Annotated in this window: 14 protein-coding genes; 13 read left to right on the top strand and 1 reads right to left on the bottom strand. The window is 55.8% G+C overall.

Annotated features, from left to right (window positions below; genetic code table 11):
• The first annotated feature begins 29 nt into the window (after window positions 1–29).
• The 6 genes from SH573x_RS21400 (at window position 30) to SH573x_RS21375 (ending at window position 8,229) form a co-directional block, all read left to right on the top strand.
• Entirely contained in the window at window positions 30–758 is a 729-nt protein-coding gene (locus SH573x_RS21400; protein ID WP_479349817.1) for a pilus assembly FimT family protein, read from the top strand.
• Complete coding sequence (locus SH573x_RS21395; RefSeq protein ID WP_479349816.1) at window positions 755–1,276, top strand: type IV pilus modification PilV family protein; 522 nt, start codon at window positions 755–757, stop codon at window positions 1,274–1,276. The genes SH573x_RS21400 and SH573x_RS21395 overlap by 4 nt, the downstream gene beginning before the upstream one ends.
• Window positions 1,263–2,570 carry a prepilin-type N-terminal cleavage/methylation domain-containing protein gene (locus tag SH573x_RS21390; RefSeq protein ID WP_479349815.1) on the top strand — a complete coding sequence of 436 codons (1,308 nt, stop codon included), beginning with the start codon at window positions 1,263–1,265 and terminating at the stop codon, window positions 2,568–2,570. Before SH573x_RS21395 ends, SH573x_RS21390 begins: the two co-directional genes overlap by 14 nt.
• Window positions 2,567–4,756, top strand: coding sequence for a hypothetical protein (locus tag SH573x_RS21385; protein WP_479349814.1), 2,190 nt, complete (start codon window positions 2,567–2,569; stop codon window positions 4,754–4,756). Before SH573x_RS21390 ends, SH573x_RS21385 begins: the two co-directional genes overlap by 4 nt.
• Window positions 4,757–5,211: 455 nt before the next feature.
• Window positions 5,212–6,954 carry a hypothetical protein gene (locus SH573x_RS21380; RefSeq protein WP_479349813.1) on the top strand — a complete coding sequence of 581 codons (1,743 nt, stop codon included), beginning with the start codon at window positions 5,212–5,214 and terminating at the stop codon, window positions 6,952–6,954.
• Window positions 6,955–7,023: 69 nt separating this feature from the next.
• Entirely contained in the window at window positions 7,024–8,229 is a 1,206-nt protein-coding gene (locus SH573x_RS21375; protein WP_479349812.1) for a cadherin repeat domain-containing protein, read from the top strand.
• 141 nt (window positions 8,230–8,370) lie between these two features.
• On the opposite strand, the gene SH573x_RS21370 is transcribed toward SH573x_RS21375, so the two are convergent.
• Window positions 8,371–8,589, bottom strand: a complete 219-nt coding sequence (locus SH573x_RS21370) for a small basic protein (protein WP_479349811.1) — start codon at window positions 8,587–8,589, stop codon at window positions 8,371–8,373.
• Between the two features lie 893 nt (window positions 8,590–9,482).
• Here SH573x_RS21370 and SH573x_RS21365 point away from each other — a divergent pair.
• From SH573x_RS21365 to SH573x_RS21335, 7 genes are all read left to right on the top strand, one after another.
• Window positions 9,483–9,707: a hypothetical protein gene (locus tag SH573x_RS21365; RefSeq protein WP_479349810.1), complete on the top strand. Its 225-nt coding sequence runs from the start codon at window positions 9,483–9,485 to the stop codon at window positions 9,705–9,707.
• Between the two features lie 212 nt (window positions 9,708–9,919).
• The gene (locus SH573x_RS21360; RefSeq protein ID WP_479349809.1) at window positions 9,920–11,764 is read left to right on the top strand and encodes an AAA domain-containing protein; all 1,845 of its coding nucleotides are present in this window, start codon (window positions 9,920–9,922) and stop codon (window positions 11,762–11,764) included.
• A gap of 749 nt (window positions 11,765–12,513) precedes the next feature.
• On the top strand, window positions 12,514–13,932 hold the full coding sequence (locus SH573x_RS21355) for a transposase (protein WP_479349604.1): 1,419 nt from the start codon (window positions 12,514–12,516) through the stop codon (window positions 13,930–13,932).
• Window positions 13,933–14,312: 380 nt separating this feature from the next.
• Window positions 14,313–15,218 (top strand): HDOD domain-containing protein, encoded by a 906-nt coding sequence (locus SH573x_RS21350; RefSeq protein ID WP_479349807.1) that lies wholly within the window; start codon window positions 14,313–14,315, stop codon window positions 15,216–15,218.
• A 294-nt stretch (window positions 15,219–15,512) separates the two neighbouring features.
• The gene (locus SH573x_RS21345; protein WP_479349806.1) at window positions 15,513–17,078 is read left to right on the top strand and encodes an outer membrane protein assembly factor BamB family protein; all 1,566 of its coding nucleotides are present in this window, start codon (window positions 15,513–15,515) and stop codon (window positions 17,076–17,078) included.
• A gap of 278 nt (window positions 17,079–17,356) precedes the next feature.
• On the top strand, window positions 17,357–17,719 hold the full coding sequence (locus SH573x_RS21340; RefSeq protein WP_479349804.1) for a hypothetical protein: 363 nt from the start codon (window positions 17,357–17,359) through the stop codon (window positions 17,717–17,719).
• 228 nt (window positions 17,720–17,947) lie between these two features.
• Complete coding sequence (locus SH573x_RS21335) at window positions 17,948–18,079, top strand: hypothetical protein (protein WP_479349803.1); 132 nt, start codon at window positions 17,948–17,950, stop codon at window positions 18,077–18,079.

Genomic DNA, 18,079 nt, shown 5'->3' with positions numbered 1-18,079 from the left:
GGTTTCAGAAACCGATTGTCAGATGAATCATGAAAACCAATTCGCGAAATGTGATTCATCTGAATATTGAGGGCCCCCGTGTAGATACGCGTTGGAGTCGCTCACTGAGTCGCATACTGGGGCGTTCTGCGGGTGTGACGCTGCTGGAACTGATTTTAGTTTTGAGCATATTGGTGGCGGTGGCCGCAATCGTAGCTCCATCGGTCGGCAGTGCGTTCAAGCGCCATCATTTGATTGCCTCAGCTGACAAGCTCCGCAACGTGTGGGATCGAGCCCGGCTGACGGCGATGAAGACCGGACAGATTCAAGTCTTCAACTGCACAGTTGGTTCAGGAAGTTATTCGGTCGCGCCGTTCATGACCGGCGAAGACGTGACGAACTCGTCAGCCGGAGCGACCATCATGACTTCGGCCGGCACGGTGGCCGAAGCCAACAAGTATGGGACGATGAACATCCCCGCTCCCGAGGAACCCGCAGAAGCGGAGTCCGGCGAGACGCTGGAAGAAGAGATCACTTTCGTCAGTTGCATGGTCGGCAGTGACATGCGTTCCTACTCGCTGGCTCAACAGCAAGGTGGTATGGCTGGAGTCGCCGCCGCCAACCAGGCCGTCATGTTTTATCCTGATGGCAGTACCAGCACTGCCGAAGTCACCATTCAAACTCCGACGGGTAAACAAAAGAGTGTTCGCATGCGCGGGCTGACCGGGGCTACGCAGGTGCTAACTCCAGGTGAACAACCGCTGGAGATCGCGCCATGAAAAATGCAACTCGCAGCCTGTCCAGTCGTCCGGCTCTATCGCTGCTGGAGGTCATCTTGGCTTTGGCCATTTTAGGCGTGGCCAGCACGGTGTTGATGCAAGCCATGCAGGTCACGGTCATGAATGCTCTGCATGCCCAGCGCGAAGCTGAAGCAGAGATCTGTGCCGAATCAGTGCTCAGCCAAATCGTGGCCGGTGCCATACCTATGCAGCCCTCGTCCACCTGGACACCCGTCGGCATCTCCGCGTCGACTTCCAAGTGGTCATACATGATCGCGCAGGTCAATGCCGAAGTCGAAAACATGATCGGCATTCAGGTTTTGATTCGCGACATGACCAAACAAGATGTTGAAGCCCCCGCGGACTTGAGTGTCATACGTTGGATCATCGATCCTTCCCTGGGCCTCGATACGCCACCGGCGGAAGAAGGAACCACCACAGACTCATCCGGCACCGGTACCGGTAGCGGAACGGGTACAGGAACTTCATCTACCGGAGGTCTAAGTGGCCAGATGTAATCCCGTAGCGGAATGCGTCAAGCATTTCGAAATCAACGTAGCGGAATGCGTCAAGCATTTCGAAACTACGAGTTCCGTTCCGATGCGAGCCGCTTCGAAAGCCTTGACGGCTTCTGCTACCAAGAGCTCTGTTTCGAAAGCCTTGACGGCTTCCGCTACCGAGGGTCGCGCTACGAAAAGAATCACACAGCGGCGAGCTGGCTTTACGCTGTTGGAACTGATGTTGGCGTTGGCTTTGTCGGTGTTGGTGGCTGGATTGATTGCGAACTTAGTCGGGATGTATTCAACGGCTTATGCCACGCGCGGTGAAGATATTCGTCGTGTGGCGTTGGCGCGTAGTGTGTTGAACATGATCGCGGAAGATTTGCGCAGCAATGTGACAGAACAGAAATTTGATACCTCTGTACTTACGCAGATGCTGACCGGTCAAAGTGCCGGGGGAGCCTCTGGGCAAACTGGCCAAGCATCGGGAACTGGTTCTGCGGGTAGCACTGGTGGTTTAACGGGAACGGGTACTGGTACCGGTGCTACAGGCTCGAGTACTGGCGCGACAGGCACTGGCGCAGGCAGTTCAACTGGTACAGGTACTTCTGGCACCGGTACCTCTGGCACAGGTGCAGAGACCACCGATGGTAGTGTAACTTCGACGGCCTTGCCGCTGGGCATTTATGGCAGCGCCACCAGTTTGTCGCTGGATATCAGTCGACTGCCGCGGCCCGATGAATACATTGCCCAACAAACAGCCATGCTGACTGGCACACTGAACGATTTGCCGGGCGACATCAAGAGCGTGGCTTACTGGATTCAGTTGCCCACCAACATGGGCGTGACCGACACCATGAATTCAGTGACTTCCACGCCAACTCAATCGGGCAATACTAGCGGTCTGGTGCGGCGCGTGCTCGATCGCGCCGTGCTGGCACATGCCGAAGAGCTTGGGCAAACCGATCAGCTTGGTCGCACTGGCGATTTGATTGCTCCCGAAGTGCTGTCGCTGGAGTTCATGTACTACGATGGCACGCAGTGGCTGACCACATGGGATTCATCGACGCAGGGCTTGCCCTGGCTGGTCGAGATCAGCTTGGCGATGCAATCCAAGTCGGGTGAAAAACGTGGGATCGTCCAGCCCGGTATCTCGCTGAGTACGATGCCCATCGATCAGCGAACCCAATATGGCATCGAAGTTTATACGTTAACCGTGGCCATCCCAGGTGCCCAGTTGCAAGCGGCAACTACCGATGGAACTGGAACTGGCACCGGCACGGATTCAGGCATGAGCTCGGTGGGATTATGAAATTGCAGCACACATTCAGTAATGCACCATTATCAAATCGCAGGCGCAGCCAGCGCGATGTGCGTGCGGTGCGATCGCTGCGTTCACCGCGTTCGCGTCGTGGATTCCTGTTGATCGTGGTGCTGCTGGTGGTCTCGGTTGTCTCACTGGCGTCGCTCAACTTTTCGCAATCCATGTTGATCGCGCATGAGGCAGCCAAACTGGACAGCCAGCGATTCCAAGCGCGGCAAATGGTTGAATCAGCCATTCAGGTGGCGCGAGTTTACGCAGCCATCGCGCCTGTTTTGCGCGAAGAGCAAGGCGGCGCATGGGACAACGCTCAGAAGTGGCAAGCCATCAACATCGTACCGCAATTGGATCCTGCCTTTCGCGGTAACGTCACGTTCATGGCTCCCAGCCTCGATCAAACTGGGATCATCAATGGCTTTCGGTATGGTCTGCAGAACGAATCAGCCAAGCTGAATCTGAATGCCTTGGTTCAAATCGATAAACTGGCCACTTCGATGGGCGCTAGTTCCCTGGGGGCCATGGCCGGCACTGGGGCAAGCGGCTCGACGGGCGGCACTCCAGGTAGCACGCCAGGTAGCAGCACCGGCGGCGGCCCGAGCGCGCAGTCTGGTCCACCGCAATTGACCGGCGGAGCGGGTGGTCCGGCGGCGGGCGCTTTCGGTAGTCTGGGTTCCGCGGCTTCGTCGCTGGCCAGCGCGGCTACAGGCTCACAAAATCTCGGGGCTACCATGCTGATGGGCATTCCTGGTATGACCGAAGATGTCGCCGATGCGATTCTAGATTTCTTGGATGAAGACGACGAGCCACGTCAGTATGGCTGTGAATACTCCGACTACTACCAAAGTTTGCAACCAGCCTATCGACCGATCAACGGCCCGTTGACTTCGATCGAACAACTGCTGCTAGTGCGCGGCGTGACTCCCCAGTTGCTATACGGTTATGATCAGAATCGCAACGGCGTGCTCGACGCCAGCGAACAACAAAACATGATGATGGGAGTGCAGCCGGGTGCCGGTCTGGGCGCGACTCCTGCGGCCACTGCCAACACGGGCACTGGGATGAGCAGCGATGGGCAGACGGAACTGACTCCACCGAGTCCACTGGGGTGGGCGCCATACTTGACCCTGCACAGTCAAGAACGCAATGTCGCAGCCGATGGAACTCCGCGCGTCAACATCAACATGGATGACCTGCAGCAATTGCAGGCTGATTTGGCAGCAGCCGGCGTCAATGAATTGTTCGCCAGCTATATCATTGCCTATCGCATCGGAGGTCAGCCGCCCCCGGGCGCAAGCACTCCGCTGCAGTCATTGCTGACGATGATGGCCACCACTGTCGATGAAGATGGCGTACTCGGCCAGCAGCTCAGTTCCATGCAACAGGCATCCCAACAATTAACCGGCTCCGGCGCAGCCGGCCAGGCGCAAAAACAACTCTGGACTTCCGAAGCCCTCGCATCGGTCGATCTGGCCACAGCTCAAGGCAGTGTCAAGTTCAATCAGATCCTCGACCTGGTCGACTCGTCGGTAACGCTGGGCGGCGCGCAAGGTGGTGGTGGCGGCGGTGGAAGCGGTGGCAGTGGTGGCGAAAACAGTCCACCTGCTGGCGATCAAGGTGGTGGGAGCGGTGGTGGCAGTAATGGCGGTGGTCAAAACCAACAGGGCCAAGGCAACTCCTTCGCTTCGCCGATCAATTCAGGTCCGCTAGCCTTGGCGGATGCTCTACCGATTCTGATGGACAAGCTGACCACAGTGGATTCGCCGGCCATGCCCGGTCGCATCAACATCATGGAATGTCCACGCGAGATATTGGCCGGCATGCCAGGCATGAACGATGAACTGGTCGAAAAAATTCTCGAAGCCCGCGTCGATGGAGCTCAGTCGGAGAACCGCAAGTTCGAAACTTGGCTAGCGGTCGAAGGCTTGGTCACGATCGAACAGATGCGTGGGTTCATGCCACTGATGACCTGTAGTGGTGATGTTTTCAAAGCTCACATAGTCGCGTATTACGAGGGCGCCGCTCCCTTCTGTCGCGCCGAAGCCATTATTAGTGGAGTCGAAGCGACTCCTAAAGTGCTCTTCTTCCGCCGCCTGGATCACCTGGGCCGAGGCTTCGATGTGGTGACCTTAGGGCAACGCACCGACGTAGGTATCGCGCCAAGCACGATTAAACGCTAACGCAGTCCAGCTTTAAGGGTTCTGGGTGGCACTGGCTATGTGCAGCATTGCCAGTGCTCCAAACGAAGCGTTTGATATTCGGTCTGCGGCTGCAGAAACCAAGGAAATCGAAGTTTGTGAGCACCCAGACGGTGGTGCATGGAGAGGTGACCATGGAGAGGTGACTGTCACCTCCCCCGCGCAGCGGGGGAGGTCGCAGACAAGGCGTTCAGCCGAAGTCTGCGGGAGGGGGCACAGCGCTACGTAAGACTTCTGCGGTACTAACCACCTTCACTGCCAAGACCCCTCCCGAATCTCGCTACGGCTCGATTCGACCTCCCCAAGGCGAAGCCTTGGAGAGGTGACTATCACCTCCTGCACCGCTGACCGAAACTTCCGCCAGCGGGCGTTGTTAAGTAGAATGAGAGTACCCCAGCCTATGGGCTTTACCCCCTAACTAGTTGAGAACCCAGCGAGTGTCCAAACAGATAATCATCGATTGGCAGCGAGACGGGTTGTTCGTGGCCATGGGCACACGGCGTGGCACGACGGTCTCGATCGATACGTTGGTAACCACAGGCGGCCAAGGCACGACCGGTTCTTCGACCGCCATCTCGACACAGCTCTACGCTCTAGCCAAGCAACTCGACTTGGCTCGGAGCGAAGCGACGGTGATCGCGCCGCGTGAAGTGCTCGAGTTCCGCGCACTGACCATTCCGCGAGGCGATGCGGATGAAGTGCCCGATATGGTTCGCTTTCAAGCTCAGCGTCAAATGGCCAACATTGGCGATACCTGGCCGCTAGATTATGTGCTCCTGCCCGATCAACCAGGCTCCGATGGTATCTCGGCATTGGCAGCCACGATCTCGCCGGCGCATATGGCTGAGATAGAAGCGACCTGCTCGGATTTGGGCATCAACTTGGTAAAAGTGTTGGCTCGTCCGGTCGAGATCGCCCGCTGGGGTGTATCCGTTGGCGGCTTGGCGAGTGCGGAAGCTGCGATGGTGATCGCCGTATCGCAGACGCATGCCGACTTGCTGGCCGTTAGTTTTGGTAGTCTGGTTCAAGTTCGCGCAGCACGCTTGCCCGAAGATCCCGCCGCCTTGGCCTCGGCCCTGGTCGCCGAGATCCGCCGCGGTTTGATGGCTGCTTCGTCGTTTCTGAACAATCAACCGGTGTCCAAAGTCGTTTTGATTGCGGCACCGGACATTGCCGAACGCGTTGAATCACAGATTGCCGAAGCGACCTCCGCCAGCGTCATGGTTGTTGATCCCTCATCGGTATTGCCAGCCAAGTTGCCGGAGCGACATGAGCTTGGACAAAGGGCCGCCAGTCGCATCGCCGCCTTGGCTGGCGTCGTCAGCAACAACAGTTCTGACAATCGCAACATCATTGACTTGAAGAATTTCAAGAAGCGGCAACCCAAGAAGGGTCGCACACGCGAATACATTTTGGCCGGCGCCGTGGCAGCGCTGCTCTTAATGGGCGGGACGTTTTGGTACTGGAGCACACACGCCAACCTGGACATGATGATCGCTGCGGAAAGCCAGCTGGAAAAAGAGAAGGCCAAGGAAGTTAAAGATCGGGCTGTGCAGGTCAAGCAGCGTGAAGATGTCGATCGTTTCCTGGCCGGATCGATCAACTGGCTCGAAGAACTGAATTATGTCGCCGCTCATGCGCCCAGCAGTCGCGATGTCATGCTCAGCAATCCTCAGTTCGAACTGAAAGAAGATCGCAACGGGGCCACGGGAAAGATCAGCTTCACCGCTGAGGCTCGAGATTCGGCTATGTTTGCCAAGCTGAAAGACGAGATGAGCGACACCGAGCATCAAGCTTTTGGGAGCGGCGTAAATCAAATGCCGACCAAGAAAGGCGAATATGCCTGGGCGGAGCGCGAAGAAATTCGAATTGGTGCTCAGGGCTGGGACCCACTTGCCAAACCGAAAAAAGCCAGCAACAACTCTAAGCCAGCTGTAAAAGATCCCGAAAAGCCGGTTGAGCAAGCTGCAGATAAAGCTACAGACAAGGACTCGGACAAGGACTCGGACAACTCAGTTGAGAAATCTGTCGAGGAAACAGCCAAGGAAACAGCCAAGGAAACAGCCAAGGAAACAGCCGACGAGCCGGCGACCAAGGCCACCGAGAGTGCTGAGGCATCCCCGGCGGCCCAGGCTTCCTCCCGTCCTTCGCGGCGCAGTCGTCGTGCACCTTCGAATTAGTTGATGCATAAGCTAATTTACTTGATACATAAAGCAATTTTGACAGCGTTCACATAAGCGGTAACAGATATGGCCATGTCACAGCGCGAAAAGTTCCTGGCGATTGCCGTAGGTGGCATCGTGGGTTTACTGGGCGTGCAGTTCGTATACAGTCGCATTCAAGCTGGTATCACGATCAAAGAGAATCAGCTAGCCGGCATCAAGAACAAGATCGACGAGCACAATCGCAAGCTGACCGATGCCAAACTGGCCACCAAGCGTTTGATGGACCTGCAAGCGCGTAGCTTGCCGGGCAGTCCTGAAAATGCCAAGAAGCAATATTCAGCTTGGCTGATGGAGCTGGCCAAAGAGTGCGGCATGGAAAATACGAAAGTGACCGACTTGGAGACCGGCGGTCTCAATAGCACGGCGTTTAAGGGATACACTTTTTCGCTCAGCGGAGACATCCGACTGGATAACCTGGTCAAGCTGCTGCATGGTTATTACAACCGTGACTACTTGCAGCGCATTCGCGGCTTGCAAGTCACACAGTTTCGCGATAATCCCGAAATGGCCAAGATCAAACTTGATACGCAAGCCATCGGTTTGCTGAAGGCTGCCGCCGACAAGAAAGCATCCTTGGCTGCCTCTGGCCGCGTTACTAAAAGTGCCGACGAGTACATCAATGACATCCTGGGTCGCAACCCGTTTGGTCCACCCAATCAAGCTCCCAAGTTTGGCCTGGCTGGTTCGATCGATGTGCCCCGAGGTAGCGAATATGTGCTCGATTTGAAAGCCACCGACCCGGACAAACGCCACTCGGTGAAATATGTACTTGTGTCCGACACGCCTGACGGCATGCGATTCGATGGCGACTCGGGCAAGATCACTTGGACTCCCAAAGAGAATGGTAGTTTCGATTTGCAAATCGAAGCCGTCGATACGGGACTGCCACCCAAGAAGAGCGAGCACAAATTAACTCTGAAAGTTATCGACCCACCGCCGCCACCGGTGGTCAAAGTCGAACCGCAGTTCGACGTGGCTTCCCAGTCGTACGTTTCAGCGGTGCTGGGCGGTCGCGATCGCAACGAACTGTGGATCCGCAGCAAGACCGATAACCAGAAGTGGATCGTGGGTGCTGGCGATGAAATTGCGGTGGGCTCGGTTAAAGCCAAGGTCGTCGAAGTCAACGTCGACGAGCAATTTGCCGAGCTAGAAACCGACGGCCGCCGCTGGATCCTCAGCATGGACGACGCCTCGCTCCAAGCCGCTTACAAGAAGTCGATAACCGACTAAGGGTACGGCATGTAGCCGATCTCGCCAGAGATTGGATGAGTCTAGCTTGGTGCATCCAAAGCCTGGCGACTTCGGCTACAGCACAGCCACCAACGAAAAAAGGCTGCCTTTTGGGCAGCCTTTTCCGGTAGCAGCAGAAAGCTACTTCTTTTTCTTCTTGTCGTCGGCTTCTTCCGTCTTGACCTTCTTCTTCTTCTTCAAGCTGAGCTTGATGACGCGGGTCTTCGGAATGCCCAGGACGTTATCGCCTTCGCTCCAACGCTCGAGTTCTGTAAGTCGCTTGATGCGCTCGACGCGCGTCATGACGTTGCGAGCCTTATTCGCCCCGGCACGCACTTTGAGGCTTTTATCTAAAGTCATCGAAAACTTCCTGAAGGCAATTTCTCTTATGTGGTCGAGGCGAAATTGTAGGCCAATCACGAAATTCCCACAAGCCCCAGATTCATTCTGGTGGCGGCGATCAGCGCTTTTGGGGCCGCGAGGCAACGGTGGGTTGGCGTGCGTTTACTACACAGGCTGGAAGCCTATGCCACAGTCACACAGGCTGGAAGCCTATGCCACACAAGCTACACAGGCTGGAAGCCTATGCCACACAAGCTACACAGGCTGGAAGCCTATGCCACACACACAGGCTGGAAGCCTAGGTCACACAATTTTGGAACTCCCACCTTTCGGTGACTAAGTGTCCAACAAGCCCCTTAATTGGCGAATCTACGCCGCTGAATTCGCTGCGGCATTGCGTCGCGCAGTTGCAATCATTTGGATGTTATTCGAGGCCATTGCAAACATCCACCCGAGGGACCGACTTTTGAGTCGTCGGCGCGGCCACAATGCGATCTCGAGCCAATGGCTTGTCAAGTGGGGGATTCATGATGCCATTGCGCGACGTTAGTGGATCGCAATCGCACCCACTGACAACTGGCGGGCACCCGCTTGGTACTGGTCGCCATTTGACCAACGATTAATCGAGGTAATCGGACCAGTTTCGCTCAGCGGTCTTGCGCGGACATCGCTGGCGCAAGAGCGCCAAAACACTCGGTATATTTAGCGCAAAATTCTTGACAGCAGCTGTTCTGAGGAAATAATCGCATGATCAGCACCAGAGATCGCCCCTGATGAACGTCGAGGGGCTTTCGTTCAGTCGCCCAACTCAATAAATCAAATCTGAATCCAGAATCGAATCGACCGCGCCGAGGTGGCGCGAGCACCGGTTCGCTGAGCATAATGTTTCCATTTCCTCGAGGGACCTTTTAATGTCAGTTTGTAAGAACGTTTTTGAAGCGATCCTAAAGTACGGTCACGACGAAGACTTCGATCCCGCACACAACGAATACTTCTTGCCTACCGATGCACCAGCTGGTTCATCTGAGAAGATCGAGATTCTTCGCCGTCGCGTCGAACTGGGCCAACCGCTGTGGCACGGCGATGACCGCGTCGATTACGCAGGCTTGACCGGCGTGATCCGTCCGCGCGAGTAATCCGCACGGCTAGCAGCGCGTGTGGTCAGAGCTTCCAGCTCAGAGCCACACCTTGGTAGACTATTGAAACCCTCTGGAGATCACTTGGTATCCAGGGGGTTTTTTGTTTCCCCAACCACTCCCCCGCTATTCAGCATTTCACACACGTCGAATCTCAAATTTCAACCTACCAGATCGATAAACACTTCCAGCAACTGCGTCGTTGGCTGGATATGGAGACCCAGGCCGAACGCCAGCGACTAATGGAACGCCGTCGCATCCGTTCGCCTCAAGAAGCCGAGCGCCGCGGCGAAACGCTGATCAATTTGCTGATCGTGGACCATGATGTCGGCTTGGGCGGTCGTTTTTTATTGACATTCTCCAAGATTGGGGCCAGTGAACTGCCCTGGAATCGCTTTCGAGTTGGTTCGCCGGTGGTTATTACTTCCAATGATCTGGAGTCATCGGCCTCCACAGCCGGAGTGGTCAGCAAACGTACTCAATCCATCATTCAGGTGGCAACCGAAGACTGGCCCGAAGGCGACACATTTCGGCTGGACATGTCCAGCGACGAAGTCACGCGGGGCCGACAATTGGCGGCGATGAACGCAGCCGTCGATGCCCGCGGCCGTCCAGCGGTGCTCCGCGATGTGCTGCTGGGGCTGCGCGAGCCTCAGTTTCCAAAATCGCCAGCTGGACTATCAGCTGCAGAAGGGCCCGGTGTCCGGTCGTCGCATCTAAATGCTTCGCAGGAGTCAGCGGTGCAGTTTGCACTGGAGGCCTTCGATATTGCGATCATTCATGGACCTCCCGGTACTGGCAAGACTACCACCGTGGTCGAACTGGCTCGGCAAGCTGCACTCAGTGGCCAGAAAGTGCTCGCCTGCGCGCCAAGTAACACGGCGGTCGATAATCTGCTGGAGCGATTGGCCCACTTTGATTTGCGGGTTGTGCGCATCGGCCATCCGGCTCGAGTTCAAGAAGAACTGCAATCACATACGCTCGACGCATTGGTTGAGAGTGATCCGGCGATGGAACTCGTACAAGATCTAATGCGCGAAGCTGAGCAACTGGCGCGTAGTGCCAGCAAGCCCCGTCGAGCCAGGCCTGAACCCGGCGAACGTCAAGCCAGTCGGCAAGAGATCAAACGGCTAAGAGAAGATGCGCGGCGCCTAGAGAAACAAGTCATCGCTGGTTACCTCGATCGTGCCGATATCATTTGCGCGACCACTACGCTCGACCCTGAGATGTTGGGTGATCGCAAGTTTGATTTGACGATTATCGACGAAGCGTGCCAGAGCACCGAACCGGGATGTTGGCCGGTAGTGCATCGCACTGGCCGCCTGGTGCTGGCCGGCGATCATTGCCAATTGCCGCCCACGGTGCTGTCGGTCCCCGCGGCCAAAGAGGGTTTTGCGATCAGCCTGATGGAGCGGCTAGTGAAATTGTACGGGCCGTTGGTCACACGCCAGTTAAACGTGCAATACCGTATGCATGAGGACATCATGGAGTTCTCGTCCAAGACCTTTTATGGCGGGAACTTGATAGCCGACGATAGTATTGCGCTTCGCGATAGTTACACCGTGGCTGATGGGGCCGGCCATGGCGATGCGCCTCTGAAGTTCATCGACACAGCCGGCGCGGGCTATGACGAATCGCAAGAGCCCGACGGCGAAAGTCGCTTCAATGCCCAAGAGGCGCAGTTGGTAATCAAACAAGCTCAAGAGTTATTGGCCGCCGGCTATGCACCTGCGGACATCGCCATCATCGCTCCGTATGCGGCGCAAGTGCGACTGCTCAGGCAACTCGCGCCCGACCGCGCAATCGAAGTCGACACTGTCGATGGCTTTCAAGGTCGCGAAAAGGAAGCGGTCATCATTACGCTGGTGCGCTCCAACTCCACCGGCGAAATCGGTTTTCTAGGGGACACTCGGCGCATGAATGTCGCTCTCACGCGTGCACGCCGCAAACTGATCGTGATCGGTGACAGCGCCACGCTCGGCGGGCACCCCTTCTATTCAGCACTGCTGGATTACTTCGAATCCAAATCCAGTTACCAATCGGTATGGTGCAGCTAACAGTCACCTCTGCAAGGCTTCGCCTTGGGGAGGTCGAATCGAGCCATAGCGAGATTCGGGAGGGGTCTTGGGAGATGCGAGTGGTTAGTACCGCAGAAGTCTTGCTTAGCGCGATGCCCCCTCCCGCAGACGAAGGCTAAACGCCTCGTCTGCGACCTCCCCCGCTGCGCGGGAGAGGTGACAGTCACCTCTGCAAGGCTTCGCCTTGGGGAGGTCGAATCGAGCCTTAGCGAGATTCGGGAGGGGTCTTGGGCGTTGCGAGTGGTTAGTACCGCAGGAGTCTTGCTTAGCGCGGTGCCCCGTCTCGCAGAAATCGGCTGAACGCCTCGTCTGCGACCTCCCCCGCTGCGCGGGAGAGGTGACAGTCACCTCTCCAAGGCTTCGCCTTGGGGAGGTCGAATCGAGCCTTAGCGAGATTCGGGAGGGGTCTTGGGCGTTGCGAGTGGTTAGTACCGCAGGAGTCTTGCTTAGCGCGGTGCCCCGTCTCGCAGAAATCGGCTGAACGCCTCGTCTGCGACCTCCCCCGCTGCGCGCAACGCTGTGAAGCATTTTAACTTGCAAAAACTGGGCTTCCATAAATTGCCAAAGGATGAAAAAAGGCCAGATTCCCCCAAGCACTAACTGAAACCTATCAGTCAGAAAGGAATCTGGCCGTGAGTCGCAAGCAACGAGCAAAGAATAGATCACGAGTTATCAAACGTAGGGCCAAACTCGAGCTGGTCAAGAATCGTGCATTGTTCAAGGAGCTCGTGGAGCTCATCCTTCCCTCAGGAGCATTATTTGCCAAAGGCCAGTTCCATGGCAATGCCACTTGGCAGGGAGAACAGTTAGCCGCACAAGCTTTGATTTGGACATGGCAAGAGTGTAAGAATGTGACCGATTCATTTGCCCAGTCGATTGAGACTTGTCATGGCTTGGGACTCACGAAAATTGCCCGGTCTTACACTGGGATGATGAACGTATTGACCAACAACCAGGAAGTTCTCCGAATTGGCATTCGCGCTCGCCTTCATTTGCTGGCGAAACTGTGGGGAGATCGTTTTTACCGCACCGATGGCTGGGTACTAATGGGCTTTGACGGTTCTAGAGCGACGGTACCACGTTCGGTTTCAAATGAAGAGGCATTCTGTGCGCCTAACTACGGTAAGGGAAAAAAAGCCCGTTACAACGACAACAAAGCGCAGAGGCAGAACAAGAACTCCACGTCGATGAACAAGCCACGCAAGAGAGCCGAAAAGCCTGCACCGCCAGAACCGCAAATTTGGATGACAATGGTGTGGCACATGACTATGCGATTGCCATGGACCTGGCGGTTCGGGCCTTCTAACTCCAGTGAGCGTCACCACGTTCGCGACATAATTGAGCAAGAGGAATTTCCGACAGGCACCCTATTCACTGGCGATGCAGGTTTCGTTGGTTTTCAATTATGGAAGTCGATTGTGGAAGCGGGGCATGACTTCCTAGTACGAGTCGGGGGCAATGTAAAATTGCTCAGTCAAAACACGGATTCTAGAACGCAGGATGATGGAACGGTTCTGTGCTGGCCTAAAGACCAAATGGATAAAGGTGTTCCGCCACTGCGACTTCGCTTGGTTCGCGTAACGGTTGGAAAAACGAAAATGTGGATGCTGACCAGTGTGTTGAATGAGGACGAACTAACCATCGAACAGATTGCAAACTTCTACAAGCAACGGTGGTTGATCGAGGTCGAGTTTCGTGGGCTAAAGCAAACGGTCGACAAACAAAAACTTCGTTGCCGCAATCCCGAACGATCATTGGTTGAAGTCGAGTGGTCTTTAAACGCGATGGCATTGGCGGAACTGTTTGCACTGCGAGCCCAAATATCAGCAGCGACGAAAGAGAAGAAAAAGAAAAAAGACAAGAAGGAGAAGAATCGAGACTATACCCCCAATGACCGAAGTCTGGCAAACACGCTACGAGTATTGCGCAAATACATGCGTAACTTGAATGAGAGTAGCCAACCAAACCAGCTAACGCTGGATCTGATCAACGCAGTAGTACAACGATATAACAACACCACCGACAAACGCGCGCGCCATAGACCCAAAGACGCTGAAAAGAAATCGCTGGGTGAACCAACCATTCTCAAATTGACTTCTCGGGAACGGAAGAAATTAACGGAACTCGAACTCAAAAACGCCGCATAAAATGCTTCACAGCGTTGCGCTGCGCGGGAGAGGTGACAGTCACCTCTCCAAGGCTTCGCCTTGGGGAGGTCGAATCGAGCCTTAGCGAGATTCGGGAGGGGTCTTGGGCGTTGCGAGTGGTTAGTACCGCAGGAGTCTTGCTTAGCGCGGTGCCCCGTCTCGCAGAAATCGGCTAAACGCCTCGTCTGCGACCTCCCCCGCTAAGCGGGAGAGGTGACAGTCATGTCGTCGGGGACGGTTGTGCGGGCCGGTGGCGCGTAGTCGCGCCTTGCGCAAGCGGATTTATCAATTGCGCCAAGCTCTAGTGAACTAATGTTCCCTTGGGAGTTGGCCCGGCTCCGACTGGTATGATTTAACGTGTAGGTCTTGTGAGGTTCACGATGAGTTCCCCACTTCAGCCATCGGATTTAAAAGAGTTGCTGGCTTCGGCGCAGCTGCCGGCATTGCCGCAATCGGCTATTAAACTAATTGAGCTCTCCCAAGACGCCAGCAATGGTCCTAACGAGTTCTCGAAACCGATCGAAGCCGACGCGGGTCTGATGGGCCAGGTGTTGCGATTTGTGAATTCGAGCTACTTTGGATTCTCACGCGAGATTGCCAGTGTCAAACAAGCTATCGCGCTGGTGGGCGTTCGAACGATCAAGAACTTTGCACTCTGGAGTGCGGTCTTCAGTCTGATTCCCAATCCCAAGTTCGGTCCCTTCGACTTGAAGAACTTGTGGCAAGACTCGCTGCGTCGAGCCATCTTTGCTCGCCTGGCAGGGCGCCATTTAAAACTGTCCAACGCAGAAGATCTATTTGCAGCCGCCTTGTTGCAAGACATGGCCATTCCGCTATTGCTCAAAGAGCTGCCAGAACAATATCAAGGTTTAATCGAGCGCTGCTCGCAGGAACGCATGCGATTGTCCCAACTGGAACGACAGCTATTCGGTTGGGATCATGCCGAAGCGGCCGCTGGTTTGGTGCGCAACTGGCGATTGCCCGAAGAGTTTGCAGTGCTGATTGAACGCCATCCCAACTTGGACGCTCTATTAGGTGCGACGCCACCGATGCGGGACGCAGCCGCTGTGGCTCTGGCCGCCCTATTGCCCAGCTGTCGCGATGACCAATGGGACGAACGTGATGAATTTCTGGCTGGCTGGGAACGGCTGATGCCCGCAGCCACCAGTCTTTTGGGCGAACTATTGGTCGAAGTCGACCAATCGTTCGAAGAGTTTGCGCCCATACTCAAGCTGCCTGTACCGGATCGCAACCTGACCCAGTGGGTGACCACAACTCCAGTTTGAGCTGGCGGCAAAGCGGTAGCGGAATACGTCGAGCATTTCCGGTTTGGCGTAGCGGAATGCGTCAAGCATTTCGATCATCCGCATCGACGTTCCCCCGTCATTCTCGAAAGCCTTGACGGCTTCCGCTACTTCGAAAGCCTTGACGGCTTCCGCTACCCTCGCGCGGGCAGCGTTCGTCTATTAGGGGGGCAGCGCCCTGATTTCGGCCTGAGCTGGAACCCGGCTTTTGGGCAAGTATAATGAGAAGCGGTCGATCCTCTTCTTTTTTGCTGCCCACCTTCGCGGGATGGTCTTATGTTGAAATTGCTTGGCGTAGTCTTGGCCTGGGCTGGAATTCGGAAATTGCAACCTGCCTACGCCCCGGCTCGACGAGTTGCCTGTGCGCTGGCTGTTCTGGGCACGCTGGCTTCAGTGGGCTCAGCCCAAGTGGCTGATAATCAGTTGAAACTCATGGGTTTGCAATCCATGTGGCGAACTCAATTGGATATGCCATTGGAGTCGGGCAGCATTGTCTCGGCACAACTGTGGACCAATCCCAGTGCCAAAAAGGTCTACGCCGAATTGACGTTGCCGGTCGGTTCCGGAGCGGGCAATCGCACGCTTCGCGCCCAGGCCAAGCTGGCCGAGGACGGCACGACTTGGTTGATCGATGAAGCCAAAAAAGAAGTCGAGACTCGGGCTGCCCGGATGCTTGGTCGGTATGCCGGCACACCAGCCGTCGAAGTCAGCGAGCCGCTAATCTACTTGGTTTTTGTAACTAGTGACGGGATAGTTCAGACTTACGATGCCGAGACCGGCGAGCAACTTTGGCAGAACTCTTGCGGTTCGGTGACGCATCCAGCGGCTCCGGCTGGGTTGGGTGACTTGGGCGTTGCCGTAGCGCAAGGCGATACACTGTTTCTGCTGGACTGGAAAACCGGTGAACACATTCAACGTCGGCGCTTGGATCGAGCGACTTCGACCGGTGTGGCGGTGGTAGGTTCGATGGTCTTTACCTCCAGCCACGCTGGTCAAATTCAAGGTTTCGACTTGACCGAGGAAGATGCACCGCCATTTTCATTCCGCCTTTACGGACGTTGCATTTCGCCTCCGGCTACCAGCGATCGCGCTCATCATCTGGCTGCCTTTGCCACGGATGCCGGTTTAGCAACGCTGATATCGGCGGCAGATAAAGTTGGACCTTGGTTCAACGTAACCTCGCGCGAATCAATTGCCGGCCCGCTCACCTTCATTGGTGATGCACTCTATCTGTGCGACTCCGGCGGGCAATTGTCCAAGGTTGCCTTGGATCGCGTGGGCAAAGTCGAATGGCGATTTATGATCGGTGACGCCATGCTCGCTCCGCCGATGGTCATTGGTAAAACTATTTACGTAACCAACGAAGTGGGACAATTGAGCGCCGCTGATGACACCAACGGCTATCCAATTTGGCCACAAGCCACGTCACGCGTCAAAGCGATTCTGGCTGGCAACAAAGACCGAATCTACTGCCGCACGTTAACCGACCGCCTGTTGATCGTCGATGCGAAGAGCGGCAAGGAGTTGCAGTCTACCGGTGAATCGCTCGTCGGATATACGCTGGTCAACCAACTCAACGATCGGCTGTACCTGGTATCGGCAGCCGGACAGGTTCAATGCGCGCGACCGATGGGCAAAGAATACATGACGCCTATCTTCCACCAACCGCTGCCGGTGGCCACAGAAGAGGACAAGCCCAACGCCACTCAGGAAACTCCGGAAATGGAAGCCGACGATACGGCACCGGCGACCGGAGAAGACCCGTTTGGTGCTGACGCGATGGAGCCAGCCGAAGCCACCTCCGATGCATCGGATCCCTTCGCTCCCTCGGGCGGCTTCTAAGCTGGCTTCCGCATTTGATAAGTCAGAACGACGAATACAACTAGCACAGTTTCGCTAGTCGAGCATTTTTGGTTGCTGGGTAGGCTTTGCCCAGCAAGTTTTTCAGCCACCGGTAAGCCGCTTCTTTGATGGCGGCCACGACTTTTGCTAGCATTTGCCTCAGGCCTGGTTCGATGAACTCAGTCAGCCTGAGTGCACGACTGATTGCCTACCGCTCCCACGATTTACGGCAAGACAGTCTGGCAAGGACAGGTGTTGAAATCCGTGGAGAACAAAAGATGATTCGAACTGCAAGTTGGCGGGCGCTACCCTGCCTGGCGGTGTTGCTGGCCATTGGTGCCAGCGCCGTGCGGGCCGACGATCCAGGCGTCCCGAAGTCGTTGCCACTTTCGACAACGACCAGTCTAGGTGGCTACGATGCCATCATTGAAAAGCCACTCACGATTGCTCAGCAACGCGCCCGATTTGAGGCCGATCAGCGCATGTTGCGGATGCAGTGGAACAAGTGGATTGGTTACGAACCGTTGCGGCCTAGCATGCCCAACGCGCTGACCAACAACGAGATGAATCCCAACTACATGCAACCGGTGCGCTACCGACCGGTGTGGAGTGTTTGGAATTACGGATCTCGTATCTGGTAAGCCTTACTGGAACCCCGCTTGGCCGGTGCACGACCTAGGTTTGCGGCATCTTTGTGTGCCCCGAGGCCATACCCGTCGCAGTAGAGTGTGTCTGAATGGACCTCGCAGCTTTCGAATCTGCCCGAAGATTTGAATGAGACAGTGGACGCCGAAGTTGCAGCAAGTGGTTCGTTGCGGCGAACCAAAAGTGCTGCTGGCCGTGAGCGGACGCTGTCGCGGGAGTCAGCGATGAGTACACTTGACAATTTGCTGGCGGGCACCTACCTTCAACATGAGTTTTCAATCGCAGAGTTCTTATCGACTTCCTATTCGCTGGTCGCCGATTCTGCCCTTGGAAGTAAAGCACCTTTTGAGAGTTAA

The sequence above is a fragment of the Rania fehmarnensis genome, assembly GCF_056494185.1.
Note: the sequence above shows the minus strand (reverse complement) of the source record. Positions and strands in the feature narration are given on the sequence as shown.